Consider the following 14,007-nt stretch of genomic DNA (forward strand, 5'->3'; position numbering starts at 1 on the left):
AACGGCGCAGAGCCGAAAAAGAACGACGGAAATAACGATAGGGAGGAAGTGGTGGATACGAGTCTCGTCACGACCGAAATCCGCGAAGGCTATCGCGTTCTCACGCTCAACAGGCCCGACCGGTTGAACTCGTTCAGCGCTGCGATGCATGCCGAATTGATGGCGGCATTGGTGGCTGCGGAAGCCGACACATCCTGCCGTGCCCTGCTCTTGACCGGCGCCGGCCGCGGTTTCTGCGCCGGACAGGATCTCTCCGACGGCGTTTTCACGCCGGGCGAAACACCGGATCTCTCCGTTACTATTGCGACCTACTACAATCCGCTGGTTCGCAAATTGCGCAGCCTGCCGATGCCGGTGATCTGTGCCGTCAACGGTGTCGCGGCCGGCGCGGGCGCCAATGTGGCATTCGCCTGCGACATCGTGATCGCCGCGCGCTCCGCGAAATTCATCCAGGCCTTCGCCAAGCTCGGCCTCGTACCGGATGCCGGTGGCACGTGGATCCTGCCGAGACTGGTCGGCACCGCGCGGGCCCGGGCGCTCGCACTGCTCGCCGAACCCGTTCCCGCGGATCAGGCGGAAGCCTGGGGCATGATTTGGAAGTCGGTGGATGATGGCAATCTGATGACTGAAGCGCACCGCCTCGCCTCGCATTTCGCGACCCAGCCGACCGCTGGCCTCGCTTTGATGAAGCAGGCGCTCGATGCCTCCGAGACTAACAGTCTCGACCAGCAACTCGACCTCGAATGCGATCTGCAGGGACAGGCCGGCCGGACGCCGGATTATCTCGAAGGCGTCACCGCCTTTATGGAAAAACGCGCACCGCGTTTCGTCGGGAGGCAGTGATGGAAGCGCGTGAGGCAACAACCGAGACCGCGGCGCAGACTGTGGCACTGGCCTGTGCCGATGCGATGTGGCGTAATGATCGCGCCAGCAAGGCAATGGGCATGTCGATCCAGCGGATCGCGCCCGGCGAAGCCGTGTTGTCCATGACGGTGCGCCCGGACATGACCAATGGTCACGACATCTGCCATGGCGGGTTCATCTTCACGCTCGCCGACTCGACCTTCGCTTTTGCCTGCAACAGCTACAATCAGCGCACCGTCGCGCAACAATGCGCCGTGACATTCATCCGCGCTGTTCCTGCCGGCGAGACGCTCACCGCCCATGCCATCGAACGCTCCAAGGCCGGGCGCGGCGGCATCTACGACGTCACCGTGCGCGATAGCAAGAATATCGTCGTTGCCGAATTCCGCGGCCACTCGCGCACCATTGCGGGCGAGGTGCTGCCGCCGAATTCCACGACAGATCAATAAAAGCAGATCCGGGAGGATTCCATGTTTCAAATGCCGCTGCGCAAGCTGAACCAGCTCAGACCCGAGCCCACCGAACTGGACCGGTATGAAGTCGCCGCCACCGCAGACCTGCGGACCTGGCAGCTCAAGCAACTCGCATGGTCACTGCGCCATGCATATGACAACGTGCCACATTACCGCAGCAAGTTCGACGCCGCCGGCATTCATCCAAGCGATCTCACGAGTCTCGACGATCTGGCGAAATTTCCGTTCACCACCAAGGCCGACCTGCGTGACAACTATCCGTTCGGCATGTTTGCGGTACCCGAGCAGCAGGTCGCGCGCATCCATGCCTCGTCCGGCACCACCGGCAAGCCCACCGTCGTCGGATACACCAAGCGCGACATCGACACCTGGAGCGATGTGGTTGCTCGCTCGATCCGCGCCGCGGGCGGACGCGCCGGCATGAAACTGCACAATGCCTATGGCTATGGCCTGTTCACCGGCGGCCTCGGCGCGCATTATGGCGCGGAACGTCTCGGCTGCACGGTGATCCCGATCTCCGGCGGCATGACCGAACGTCAGGTACAGCTCATCACCGATTTCAAGCCGGACATCATCATGGTTACGCCATCCTACATGCTGGCGATCCTTGATGAATTCCGGAAGCAGGGCCTGGATCCGCGCAAGTCATCGTTGCGAATCGGCATCTTTGGTGCCGAGCCGTGGACCAATGCGATGCGCGAGGAGATCGAGGAAGCCTTCGATCTTCATGCCGTCGACATCTACGGCCTGTCGGAGGTGATGGGCCCGGGCGTCGCCAGCGAATGCGTGGAGACCAAGGACGGGTTGCATATCTGGGAGGATCATTTCTATCCGGAGGTGATCGATCCGCATACCGGAAAGGTGCTGCCAGACGGCGAGGAAGGCGAGCTGGTGTTCACATCGCTGACCAAGGAGGCAATGCCGATCATCCGTTACCGGACGCGCGACCTCACCCGCCTGCTGCCCGGCACGGCGCGCGCCATGCGACGCATGGAGAAGGTCACCGGTCGCACCGACGACATGATCATCCTGCGCGGCGTCAATGTGTTTCCCACCCAGATCGAGGAAAAGCTGCAGATCATCCCTGGCTTGTCGATGCATTACCAGATCGTGTTGACGCGAAGCGGTCGCATGGACGAGATGGAGATTCACGTCGAGGCACGTCCCGAATTCTCTGCATCAGACCTTCGTCAGGCCGCCGCCAACCGGCTGGAGCAGGCGATCAAGGACACCATCGGCATCACATCGCGCGTCATCATCCGCGACCCCGACGGCATCGAACGCTCGGCCGGCAAGGCCAGACGCATCCTCGACCGCCGGCCGCAGAGCTAGACTCCAAAGGACTTCGATTCAACATGGCCCGTCCCCGCGCCAACAATTACGACGACAAGCGCCGCGCGATCCTCGATCGCTCGGCGGAGCTGTTCTCCGAATACGGTTATGACCGTGCATCCATGAACAAGATCTCTGCCGCATGCGGGGTGTCGAAGGCAAATCTCTATCATTACTACAAGGACAAGGATGAGCTTCTGTTCGACGTCATCCGCGTCCATCTCGAAGACCTGCTGCAGGTCGTCGAGGCTGCTGACCAGCCCGATCTGGCACCTGACGCGCGGTTGCGCGAGCTGGTGGCGGCGCTGCTCGAGGCCTATCGCGACGCTGACGCGCAGCACAGCGTCCAGATCAGTAGCATGCGGTTCCTGTCCGACGAGCGCCAGTCCACGTTGAAGAACATGGAGCGCGAACTCGTGCGCATCTTCTCAAGCGCCGTATCCGGGATAGCGCCGCAGCTCGCGGGTACGACGATGCTCAAGCCGGTGACCATGTCGCTGTTCGGCATGGTCAACTGGCACTACCTCTGGTTCAGGAGCCAGGGGCCGTTCACCCGCGCGGATTATGCCGACCTGGTCACGCGGCTGATCGTCGACGGCACGCGCGACCTGCTGGCGCAGTCTGCTGCGATTCCCAAACGTGCCGCTGCGCGGCGGAAGTAACGCTGCCTCCCAACTCGGGCCACTCACAAAGAAGGGCGATCACATGAAACTCGAAAGCTTCGTTTGCGGACAGTGGGCGGCCCCCGGGCACGACCTTATCGAGATCGCCAGCGCAGTGTCCGGTGACGTGGTCGCGCAAGCGACCAGTGGCAGGATAGATATGCGCAAGACGCTGGACTATGCCCGCGGCACTGGCGGCGCGCATCTGCGGCGGCTGACCTTTCACCAGCGCGCGGACATGCTGAAGAAACTTGGCCAGTATCTGACCGAGCGCAAGGAGCAGCTCTACAAGCTGTCCTTCCAGACCGGCGCGACCCGCACCGATAACATGATCGATATCGACGGCGGCATCGGTACCCTGTTCGTCTATGCCGGCAAGGGCCGCCGCGAACTACCTAACGCGAAATTCCTGCTCGATGGCGGCGTGGAATCGCTGTCGAAAACCGGCAGCTTCGCTGGCCAGCATATCGTGACGCCGCTGCACGGCGTCGCGGTGCATATCAACGCGTTCAATTTCCCGTGCTGGGGCATGTTGGAAAAGCTTGCCCCCGCTTTGCTGGCTGGCGTTCCGGTCGTCACCAAGCCAGCGACCGTGACGTCCTATGTGGCGCATGCGCTGGCGCGCATGATTATCGATTCCGGCATTCTGCCCGACGGCGCCTTCCAGTTTATCGTCGGCTCGACCGGCGACCTGTTCGATCACCTCACCTGTCAGGATGTGGTGTCCTTCACCGGTTCGGCCGAGACCTCACAGAAGCTGCAGCGACATCCGGTCATTGCCCGGGAGGCTGTTCGTTTCGTGGCCGAACGGGATTCGCTCAACGCCGCCATCCTGGCGCCCGATGCCGCGCCGGGCACGCCGGAATTCGACCTCTTCATCAAGGAAGTGGCGAAGGAGATGACGGTGAAGGCGGGACAGAAATGCACCGCGATCCGCCGCGCCATGGCACCATCCGCCCATATCGATGCGGTCATCGCTGCGCTGCGTGAACGGCTCGCCAAAATCACCATTGGCAATCCCGAATTGGAAAGCGTGCGCATGGGACCGCTGGTCGGACTGGACCAGCGGCGCGACGTGCTCACTCATGTGGCAAAGCTGCGCACCGAGGCCGAACTGGTCAGCGGCGACCCCGACCATTTTTCCGTCGAGGGTGCCGACGCCGCACGCGGCGCTTTCGTGCCGCCATTGCTGTTGCATTGCGCGAATCCCGCCGCCGCCATCAGCGTGCATGAGATCGAGGCATTCGGCCCGGTCTGCACTGTCATGGGCTACGGCGCGCTGGATGACGCGATCGCCCTCGCCAATCGCGGCGGCGGCAGCCTGGTCGCATCGGTCTATACGCATGATACGAAAATCGCATCCGACCTCGTATTCGGCATCGGCAGCTTCCACGGGCGCCTGGTCATGATTGATCGGGATTGCGCCAAGGAGCAGACCGGCCACGGCTCACCGCTGCCGCAGATGGTTCATGGCGGTCCCGGCCGCGCTGGCGGCGGCGAGGAGCTCGGCGGCATTCGCAGCCCGCAGCACTACATGCAGCGCACAGCCCTGCAGGGATCGCCTGCCATGCTCACCGGGATCACGGGAAGCTGGTCCAAGGGCGCACCGATCGTCGAGAAGGAACGGCATCCGTTCCGCTATCACTTCGAGGATCTTGATATCGGGCAGACCTTCACGTCGAAGGAACGCACGATCACGCTCGAGGACATCGAGCACTTCGCCCATTTCACCGGCGATACGTTCTACGCCCATATGGACGAGGAAGCGACCAAGGTACATCCTTTCTTTCCCGGCCGCGTCGCCCATGGCTATCTGCTGCTGTCCTTTGCCGCGGGGCTGTTCGTTGATCCCGATCCCGGCCCGGTGCTCGCCAATTACGGTCTGGACTCGCTGCGCTTCGTCAAACCGGTGCAGCCTGGCGAAGCGATCAAGGTACGCTTGACCGCGAAGGAAAAGTCACCGCGCAACAAGCAGTATGGCGAGGTCCGCTGGGACGTCGAAATCACCACGGCAACCGGCGAAACCGCCGCGACCTATGAACTTCTCACCATGAACGCCGTGCGACCCTGAACTTTCTATCCGGCAGCGGCTCCTCTCTGCCGGCCATTACATCCGCAACTCATTCAGGAAACCACGATGATCCTCGTCACAGTGATGTATCCCGCCGGAGCCGAGACGACATTCGATCTCGATTATTATCTGAGCAAGCATATGCCGCTGGTGCGGGAACGCTGGACCCCGCACGGGCTCAGCAACGCCCAGGTCGTCAAGGGCGTCGGCAAGCCCGACGGCAGCGCTCCCGACTATCAGATGATGGCGCTGCTGACCTTCGGCTCGCTCGACAATTTCAAGGCTGCGGGCAAGGCGCATGGCCGCGAGATCTTCGCCGACATCCCGAATTTCACCGACACCCAGGCTACGGTTCAGATCAGCGAGATTCTGGCCTGAGCCTGTCACAGCGTCGATGATCGGTGGAGATGCAGCTCATGGCCAGCACGGCGGCGGTCGGCGATGCGGAGCTCATCCGCGGCTTTTCGTTGAAGGCATTGCCGGACGCCTTTTACGATGACCCCTACCCAACCTATCGCGCCCTGCAGGCTCATGATCCGCTTCACCGGATGCCCGATGGATCGCTATTCCTGACACGACACAGCGATCTGGAGACCATCTACAAGGACACGGCCCGCTTCAGTTCCGACAAGAAGGTGGAGTTTGCGCCTAAATACGGCGTCGGTTCGTTGCTGTTCGAACATCACACCACCAGCCTCGTATTCAACGATCCGCCACTGCATACGCGGGTCCGCCATCTCATTGCCGGCGCGCTCAGCCCCCGCGCGATCGCTGAAACCGAACCGCGGCTGGTGGCGCTGGTCGACCGCCTGCTTGACGAGATGGCGGCCCGCGGCCATGCCGACCTGATCGAGGACTTCGCCTCGGCGATCCCCATCGAGGTGATCGGCAACCTGCTTGGCGTCCCCCATGAGGAACGCGGCCCATTGCGCGACTGGTCGCTTGCCATTCTCGGTGCCCTTGAACCATCGCTGTCGCCCCAGATGCAGTCACGCGGCGAAACTGCCGTCGCCGAATTTCTGGACTATCTGCGCCGCCTGGTCGCGAACCGGCGGGCACGACCGGGCGATGCCGAACACGACGTCCTGACTCGCCTCATCGCCGGCGAAACCGCTGGCGGCGAACGGCTCAGCGAAAGTGAATTGCTGCAGAACTGCATTTTCATCCTGAATGCCGGCCATGAGACAACGACCAATCTGATCGGCAACGGCCTCGAACTGCTGTTGCGCTTCCCGGAGCAAAAACAGCGTCTGATCGGTGAACCGGCGCTGATCCGACCAGCGATCGAGGAATTCCTGCGCTTCGAAAGCTCCAACCAGCTCGGCAATCGCAGCGTCGCGGTCGACACGGAGATCGGAGGCATCGCACTTCCAAAGGGCACGCTGATCACGCTGTGCATCGGCGCCGCAAACCGCGATCCCGCGCAATTTTCTTCGCCCGACCAACTCGACATCGGCCGCGCGCCAAACCGCCATCTGGCTTTCGCGTCGGGCGCCCATGTCTGCGCCGGCCTCAATCTCGCCCGCATGGAAGGCCGCATCGCCATCGGACGCTTCATGGCCCGCTTCCCGAATTTTGCAGCCGCAGGACTCGCAAAACGCGCCCGACGTGCACGATTCCGAGGCTTCACATCATTGCCCATAACGCTGGGATGATTTCCTCACATCGAATGCAGGATATTCCGTGATGACGACCTTTGACACATCCGCTGCCACACATTTGCTGCAGACCGTCTTTGCCCCGTGGGTGCAGGACCTCGACCTGTCCATCGAAAGCATCGATGCCGACAGCGCCATCCTGCGTATGAAGTTTTCGGACAGGCTCTGCCGCGACAATGGCGTCGTTTGCGGGCAGGCGCTGATGTCTCTGGCCGACACGGCCATGGTGTTCGCGATATCGGCGGCAGCAAGCGGCTATCTGCCGATGACCACTGTTGATCAGACCATCCACTTCCTCAAGCCCGCGATGCGTTCCGATCTGCTGGCGCAGGCGCGTGTGGTCAGGCTTGGGCGCACCATGGCATTCGGCAGCGTGACGATCGAAACCGCAAGCGACGCAAAGCCGGTCGCGCTGGCACAAACGGCCTATGCGATCATGCGCGACAGCCCGTGATCAGACCTGGTCATAATCGACGGTGATGCGCGCAGACACTGGATGCGCCTGACAGGTGAGCACGAAGCCCGCCTCCAGCTCCCAAGGCTCCAGTGAATAGTTGACATCCATTTGCGTGTCGCCCTCGACGACCTTGGCGCGGCAGGTGCTGCACATGCCGCCCCTGCAGGCATAGGGCAGATCCATACCGGCACGAAGCGCCGCATCGAGAATGGATTCCCCCTCGACGATCGGCACGTCCTTGCGCTTGCCGTCCACGATGAGCGCCGCGACCGCCTTGGGCGGTGCCTCCGGGGCCACGACAGGCTTGGGCCGCGGCTTGCCACCCAGGCCCGAAACGAAACGTTCGACGTGAACATGTTCGGCGGCGATGCCGAGTTCGGTGCAGGTTGCCGCGATCTCCTCGCTCATGGCCACCGGTCCGCAGATGAACACGTGATCGATCGCCTCCGCCGGCACCATCGCGCGCAGCAGGATGGAAACCTTGTCGCGATCCAGCCGGCCATACAGGATCGGCAGGTCCTGTTCTTCCTGAGACAGGACGTGGAACACGGACAGACGGCCCATGAAGCGGTCTTTCAATTCCTCCAGTGCTTGAAGAAACAGAATACCGGAGGCCGTCCGGTTGCCGTAGAACAGAAAGAAGCGGCTCTTCGGCTCTCGCGCGAGAATACCGCGAATGATCGACATGATCGGTGTAATACCGGATCCGGCGGCGAAGCCCACATGGATGCGCGCCTGCTCCGGCGTATGCGCGATGCCGAAACGCCCGGTCGGCGTCATGACGTCGAGTTCGTCGCCCGATTTGAGCTCATCGAGCACCCAGTTCGAAAAAGCGCCGCCATCGACCTTTTTCACAGCAATGCGCAGTTCGCGGTCATCGGGACTGGAGCAAATTGAATAGGACCGGCGCACCTCCTCCCCATCCATCATGGTCCGCAGCGTCAGATACTGGCCCGGCGCAAACGCGTAATCCTGTTCGAGATCTTCGGGAATGGCGAACGTCATCGACACCGCATCGGAGGTCTCGCGGCGCAGATCATCGACCGCGAGGCGATGGAATTTGGGAGTATGGGACATCGCGCAGTCGTCCTAATGACACTTGAAATAGTCGAAGGGCTCGCGGCACGCCGTGCAGCGCCACAGCGCCTTGCAGGACGTCGAGCCGAACTCGGACAGCACTTCGGTATCCGTCGATCCACATTGCGGACAGGCCACATGCTGTTCACCAAACAGCGCCCGGCGACCGCTCCCGGTCTGCGGTGGAGCCACGCCGTATTCCCTGAGCTTGCGGCGGCCATCGTCGCTCATCCAGTCGGTCGTCCAGGCCGGCGACAATACCGTTCTGACCTTCGAATTCCGAATGCCTTCGCGCGCCAAGGCCAGTTCGATTTCCAGCGCGATCATGTTCATTGCCGGACATCCCGAATAGGTCGGCGTGATCGCGACCTCGACCTGTCCGTCCACAATGGATACGTCGCGCAGGACGCCAAGATCCGCGATGGTCAGCACCGGAATCTCCGGATCGACTACTTCGGCCGCGGCAGCCCATGCACGCGCGCGCAACGCACTATTGCTGGTATCGGCGGCTACCATGATGCACCCGGGAACGAGCGCTGCAGCGACTGCAGCTCGCTGAGAAGATGGCCGAGATGCTCGCTGTGGTGTCCCGATCGCCCGCCTTTCTGCATCCAGCTTTTGTTCGGGCATACCAGCGTCGCCGTCTGCAAAACACCGGTCACGTTGTCGGTCCAGCCGGCGCGCAGGCTTTCCGGATCGATCACCAGCCCATCGGCGATCAATCCGGCATCGCTGTCATCGGTGTGGAACAGCTCGCCCGTGAAGGACCAGAGGTCGTCAACCGCGACCTGCGCGCGTTTATGGCTCTCAGCCGTGCCGTCGCCAAGGCGGATCACCCATTCGGACGAATGCCTGACATGATAGGCGCTCTCTTTCTCGGATTTTGCGGCGATCGCAGCCAGGGTGGCATCTTTTGAACCCATCATGGCGCGCCAGTAGGAATCGGCAAAGGCCGAGTAGAAGAACTGCCGGACGATGGTGCGGGCGAAATCGCCGTTCGGCTGCTCGACCAGCAGGCAATTGCGATACTGGCGGACGTCGCGCAGATAGGCGTAGCGGTCCTCGTCATTGCCGACGTCTTCGACCTTGGCCGCGTAACTATACAGTTCTCGCGCCTGGCCGATCAGGTCGAGGCCCATATTGGCGAGCGCCATGTCCTCTTCCATCATCGGCGCATGACCGCACCATTCCGACAGCCGGTGCCCCAGGATCAGCGCGTCGTCGGCACGACGCAGCGTGTAAAGCACCAGGGGGCTCTCACATACGGAGATCGAAGCTGCAGCCATGACCGGCGATCCTGCTGGCAAGAGTTCATTTGCTGTAAGAGCTTGACGCGTGCGCGAGAGACGCCGCGCACGCGCTCGCTCACATGTGCCCGACTTCGTCGGGCACGTCGTAGAATGTCGGATGTCGGTAGATCTTCGACAGTGCAGGCTCGAACATCATGTCCTTTTCGGCGGGATCCGAAGCGACGATGGTGTCCGACGGGACGATCCAGATCGACAGCCCCTCGCCGCGGCGCGTGTAGATGTCGCGCGCAGCCTGCATCGCCAGTGCGGCATCTGCGGCGTGCAGCGATCCGACATGCTTGTGCGCAAGCCCGTTGCGACTGCGGATGAAGACTTCCCAAAGCTGGATGTTCGGTGTGCTCATGATCGGCTCCTGTCCGTTCAAGCCGCGACAGCAGCGCGGCGCGCTCGCTGCTTCTCCGCATAGGCCACGGCGGCCTCGCGCACCCATGCGCCATCCTCGTGCGCCTTGCGGCGCGCGGCGAGGCGATCACGATTGCAGGGACCATTACCGGCCAGCACGTCCTGGAATTCCTGCCAGTCGATGGCACCATAGTCCCAATGGCCTGTCGTTGCGTTCCACTTCAGATCCGGATCCGGAATCCTGAGGCCGAGATAGTCGGCCTGGGGAACGGTGGCGTCGACGAATTTCTGGCGCAGCTCGTCATTGGAGAAGCGCTTGATTTTCCAGCGGGTCGATTGATCGCTGTGCTGGCTCTCGCCATCCGGCGGGCCGAACATCATCAGGCACTGCCACCACCAGCGATCCAGCGCATTCTGCGCCATCGCCTTCTGTTCAGGCGTGCCGTGCGACAGCGTGACCATGATTTCGTAACCTTGGCGCTGATGGAACGACTCTTCCTTGCAGACGCGGATCATCGCGCGCGCATAAGGACCGTAGGAACAGCGGCACAGCGGAATCTGGTTCATGATGGCAGCTCCATCCACCAGCCATCCGATCGCGCCGATATCGGCCCAGGTCAGCGTCGGATAGTTGAAGATGGACGAGTACTTCGCCTTGCCGCTCAGCATCTGGTCGACAAGTTCCTCCCGCGAGGTGCCGAGCGTTTCCGCGGCCGCATAGAGATACAGGCCGTGCCCGCATTCGTCCTGCACCTTGGCCAGCAGTGCCGCTTTACGACGCAAAGTCGGCGCCCGTGTGATCCAGTTGCCTTCCGGCAGCATGCCAACGATTTCGGAATGGGCGTGCTGGGAAATTTGCCGCGTCAATGTCTTGCGATAGGCAGCTGGCATCCAGTCATTCGGCTCGATGCGCTCTTCATTGGCGACGCGGGCCTCGAAACGAGCGGATTTGTCAGCGTCTTCCAGATGCCGGTCGTCGGCCTGCGGCGCGTTCAGGGCCTGCGTATACATGCCTCGTCCTCCCGTATGTTTTCTCAAACATATAACCAAAAGTCAGAAATGCAAGATATTTTTGTAACATAACGGATTACTGGTCGGAGAACCTGTGCGCGAGTTCCACGCCCGGCGCTGGCAATCGTCCGCCTGCATTTGCCCCATGTTGGTCGAGCCACTGCTCGGAGGCCGAAAGCAAGGCCCGGTAGATCCGGCCGCATAGCGCGCGCGCCTCTGCCGCAGGCCAATCCGCCGGTAGCAGCGCCGGTGGCAGCAACGGGTCGCGCAGCAGGACGCGGCGGTACTGATGAATCAGCAGGACGCGCGCCAGCATCGCATCGGCCGGCGACAGCGCGTCCGCGCCGGCGATCCACACTTCCAGGGGCGAGAAGGTCTTCAGAAAATCCCGATAGGAATCAGCTATTCGCGGCAGCAGCCAGGACTCTCCGATCAGGCGGCGCCCCATCTCGTTATCGGCCGACACCTCCAGCCGGATCGCACCGGCCACCACCGATGGCACGGCGACGCCGGATGGCGCGACCCAGACGCCCGGCATCGGATTGCCGAACCCCGCCTCGGTCAATGCGGCGCGCGACACCTCGCGATCCCCGCCATTGGAGATCAGGAGCAGTTCAAGAAGCCCCTCCCATTCCGAGGGCTGCGGATTGTAGACATGCGCCACCGCTGACGCGAAACGCTCCCGCCCGCTTGGAGCCAGCTTGTAGAAGCTCTTGCGGCCGACCTTCTCGCGATCGAGCCAGCCGTCCGCTGCGAGCCGGGACATCGCGGTGCGCACCACGCCGCCGTCGATCTCCAGCATCTCCAGGAATGCCAGCAATGTGCCGAGCCACACCGATCCGCCGCGCGGCAAGATCGCGTCGCCATAGAAGGTGATGATCAGCGAGCCGGTGCGTGAGGGTTCACGCTTGAAACGGCTGATAATTCGAAATAGCGGATGCTGCGACATAGCGCATGCGTAAAACATTTCGGCACGAACACAAACACCCAAGAGCGGACTTCGGCGATGGCTGCGAACGCAAAGCCCGACAATTGGAACTCATTTGTCGAGCTTGAACACCATCTGGGTCGGGCGCACAAACCGCAATGCGATCAGAAGAAGCGTCATGACCATCACCATGTAGATCACGGCCATGGCATCAATCGAATAGACGGGGCGAACACCTCCGGCGAACATATTATAGAACAGTGCGACGACCAGCGTTTGCGATCCGCCGCCGCCGAGAAGAAATGCGAGTTCGAAGTTCGATATCGTGTTGACCAGCACGAGGACGCCGGCGGTCAGTATTCCCGGTACCATCAGGGGAAACAGGATCCGCCTGAAAATCTGAGCCCGGCTTGCGCCAAGCATTGACCCGCTCCATTCCAGATTGACGCTGATCTGCTCGAAGAACGGCATCAACACGAAAACGGCCAGCGGCACCATCGGCACCAATACCGCCAGGATCACGCCGACGACGGATCCGCCGACTCCATATCGATAAAGGGTGGTTGCTAGCGGAATCCCGTAGGTCATCTGAGGGATCACCAATGGCAGAAAATACAGCAGGAGGATGACTGATTTGAATCGAAAATTTCGCCGAGCCAGAATGTAGGCCGCTGGAAACCCGATTGCCAATGCGAGAACGACGACCACCACGACGATCAGCAGCGTAATACTCAGCACCTGCCCCAAATCGAAATTCTTCCACGCATAAGCGAACCAGTCCGTCGTATAGGCTGGCGGCAGTAAGCCACCGAACCATCGCTTCGCGAATGAACTCACCACGACGTGGGATACGATCCCAAGCATGTTGAGGATGAAACCCACGATGAACAGATAGAGCGAGAGCTTCCACATTCTGGTTCGCATTGTGCGGCCCTATCTCTTTCCGACGCCCATGGTCGCTGCTGGCGACAACCGGCGACGGAACAGGATGATGACCAGCAGCGCCGCCAGCTGACACAGGCCCATGACCACCGCAATCGCGGAGGCGGCCGACATGTCATATTGCTCGAAGGCCTTCTGATAGGCCGCAATGGAGATCGTGCGCGTGGTACCCGCCGGCTGCCCGAGCATGATGGCGGACGGAAAGACCGCAAAGCTCATGACGAACACCAGCGCAAATGCGATGGCGAGGCCGGGCGCGATGAGCGGCAGCATCACACGCCGGAAGACGATCGAAGGTGTCGCCCCCAGCATCCGCGCCGAGCGTTCAAGGCTGGGGTCGATACCGGATATGTATCCCAGCAGCATCAGGAAGCAGAACGGGAACTGCTGCATGAACAACGCCAGCATGACGCCAGCGTAGTTATGAGTCAGGATGAACGGCTCCTTGATAAGGCCGAGCGCAAGAAGAACCTGGTTGAACCAGCCCTGCGACCCATAGAATCCCAGAATGCCTTCCGAGAGCAGGATCACGCCGAGCGAAATAGGCATGATCAGGATCGTGGTCACGGTCCGTTCCATGAAAATGCCGCGGCGCATGCCGTAAGCGAGCCACAGTGCCAGCAGAAGGACAACGACGGTGGTGGGAATCGCCAGACTGAAGGTGATCCAGATCGTGCCGTATTGATAGGGATCGCTGAAGAATGCGAGATAGTTTGCAAAACTGAAGCCATCGACCTTTTGCGGCTGGAGACTGAGATAGACGCCGTACAGAAACGGATAGACGAACATGCACAGAACGTAGAGCAACGATGGCAGCAGACAGAGGAATGCCAGCCCGTCGAATTCGCTCTTCTCGTCATTCGCTACCGCGCGCATCATT

16 protein-coding genes are annotated in these 14,007 nt (G+C 61.5%); 8 read left to right on the forward strand and 8 right to left on the reverse strand.

The window, feature by feature from the left end; translation table 11 throughout:
• Nucleotides 1-51: 51 nt before the first annotated feature.
• The 8 genes from paaG (at nucleotide 52) to ACEK02_RS28390 (ending at nucleotide 7,514) form a co-directional block, all read left to right on the forward strand.
• Nucleotides 52-843 carry a 2-(1,2-epoxy-1,2-dihydrophenyl)acetyl-CoA isomerase PaaG gene (gene paaG / locus ACEK02_RS28355; protein WP_371424800.1) on the forward strand — a complete coding sequence of 264 codons (792 nt, stop codon included), beginning with the start codon at nucleotides 52-54 and terminating at the stop codon, nucleotides 841-843.
• Entirely contained in the window at nucleotides 843-1,313 is a 471-nt protein-coding gene (gene paaI, locus ACEK02_RS28360) for a hydroxyphenylacetyl-CoA thioesterase PaaI (protein ID WP_371424801.1), read from the forward strand. The genes paaG and paaI overlap by 1 nt, the downstream gene beginning before the upstream one ends.
• Nucleotides 1,314-1,334: 21 nt before the next feature.
• Nucleotides 1,335-2,669, forward strand: a complete 1,335-nt coding sequence (gene paaK / locus ACEK02_RS28365) for a phenylacetate--CoA ligase PaaK (RefSeq protein ID WP_371424802.1) — start codon at nucleotides 1,335-1,337, stop codon at nucleotides 2,667-2,669.
• 23 nt (nucleotides 2,670-2,692) lie between these two features.
• Nucleotides 2,693-3,331, forward strand: a complete 639-nt coding sequence (locus tag ACEK02_RS28370) for a TetR/AcrR family transcriptional regulator (RefSeq protein ID WP_371424803.1) — start codon at nucleotides 2,693-2,695, stop codon at nucleotides 3,329-3,331.
• A 43-nt stretch (nucleotides 3,332-3,374) separates the two neighbouring features.
• Entirely contained in the window at nucleotides 3,375-5,402 is a 2,028-nt protein-coding gene (gene paaZ / locus ACEK02_RS28375; protein ID WP_371424804.1) for a phenylacetic acid degradation bifunctional protein PaaZ, read from the forward strand.
• 66 nt (nucleotides 5,403-5,468) lie between these two features.
• Nucleotides 5,469-5,780, forward strand: coding sequence for an EthD family reductase (locus ACEK02_RS28380; protein ID WP_371424805.1), 312 nt, complete (start codon nucleotides 5,469-5,471; stop codon nucleotides 5,778-5,780).
• A 38-nt stretch (nucleotides 5,781-5,818) separates the two neighbouring features.
• Nucleotides 5,819-7,057, forward strand: a complete 1,239-nt coding sequence (locus ACEK02_RS28385; RefSeq protein WP_371424806.1) for a cytochrome P450 — start codon at nucleotides 5,819-5,821, stop codon at nucleotides 7,055-7,057.
• A gap of 31 nt (nucleotides 7,058-7,088) precedes the next feature.
• The gene (locus tag ACEK02_RS28390; RefSeq protein ID WP_371424807.1) at nucleotides 7,089-7,514 is read left to right on the forward strand and encodes a PaaI family thioesterase; all 426 of its coding nucleotides are present in this window, start codon (nucleotides 7,089-7,091) and stop codon (nucleotides 7,512-7,514) included.
• Here ACEK02_RS28390 and paaE read toward each other — a convergent pair whose 3' ends face one another.
• The 8 genes from paaE to ACEK02_RS28430 form a co-directional block, all read right to left on the reverse strand.
• On the reverse strand, nucleotides 7,515-8,594 hold the full coding sequence (gene paaE / locus ACEK02_RS28395) for a 1,2-phenylacetyl-CoA epoxidase subunit PaaE (protein ID WP_371424808.1): 1,080 nt from the start codon (nucleotides 8,592-8,594) through the stop codon (nucleotides 7,515-7,517).
• 12 nt (nucleotides 8,595-8,606) lie between these two features.
• Nucleotides 8,607-9,110: a 1,2-phenylacetyl-CoA epoxidase subunit PaaD gene (gene paaD / locus ACEK02_RS28400; RefSeq protein WP_371424809.1), complete on the reverse strand. Its 504-nt coding sequence runs from the start codon at nucleotides 9,108-9,110 to the stop codon at nucleotides 8,607-8,609.
• Nucleotides 9,104-9,880: a 1,2-phenylacetyl-CoA epoxidase subunit PaaC gene (gene paaC / locus ACEK02_RS28405; protein ID WP_371424810.1), complete on the reverse strand. Its 777-nt coding sequence runs from the start codon at nucleotides 9,878-9,880 to the stop codon at nucleotides 9,104-9,106. The genes paaD and paaC overlap by 7 nt, the downstream gene beginning before the upstream one ends.
• 79 nt (nucleotides 9,881-9,959) lie before the next feature.
• Nucleotides 9,960-10,247 (reverse strand): 1,2-phenylacetyl-CoA epoxidase subunit PaaB, encoded by a 288-nt coding sequence (gene paaB, locus ACEK02_RS28410; protein WP_089265549.1) that lies wholly within the window; start codon nucleotides 10,245-10,247, stop codon nucleotides 9,960-9,962.
• 17 nt (nucleotides 10,248-10,264) lie between these two features.
• On the reverse strand, nucleotides 10,265-11,257 hold the full coding sequence (gene paaA / locus ACEK02_RS28415) for a 1,2-phenylacetyl-CoA epoxidase subunit PaaA (RefSeq protein ID WP_371424811.1): 993 nt from the start codon (nucleotides 11,255-11,257) through the stop codon (nucleotides 10,265-10,267).
• Nucleotides 11,258-11,333: 76 nt separating this feature from the next.
• Nucleotides 11,334-12,206, reverse strand: a complete 873-nt coding sequence (gene paaX, locus ACEK02_RS28420) for a phenylacetic acid degradation operon negative regulatory protein PaaX (RefSeq protein WP_371424812.1) — start codon at nucleotides 12,204-12,206, stop codon at nucleotides 11,334-11,336.
• A gap of 90 nt (nucleotides 12,207-12,296) precedes the next feature.
• A complete protein-coding gene (locus ACEK02_RS28425; protein WP_371424813.1) occupies nucleotides 12,297-13,109 on the reverse strand; it encodes an ABC transporter permease in 813 nt (270 codons plus the stop codon).
• A gap of 9 nt (nucleotides 13,110-13,118) precedes the next feature.
• Nucleotides 13,119-14,006: an ABC transporter permease gene (locus tag ACEK02_RS28430; RefSeq protein WP_371424814.1), complete on the reverse strand. Its 888-nt coding sequence runs from the start codon at nucleotides 14,004-14,006 to the stop codon at nucleotides 13,119-13,121.
• Nucleotide 14,007: the final 1 nt, after the last annotated feature.

This window comes from Tardiphaga sp., assembly GCF_041424195.1.
Taxonomy (GTDB): Bacteria; Pseudomonadota; Alphaproteobacteria; order Rhizobiales; family Xanthobacteraceae; genus Tardiphaga.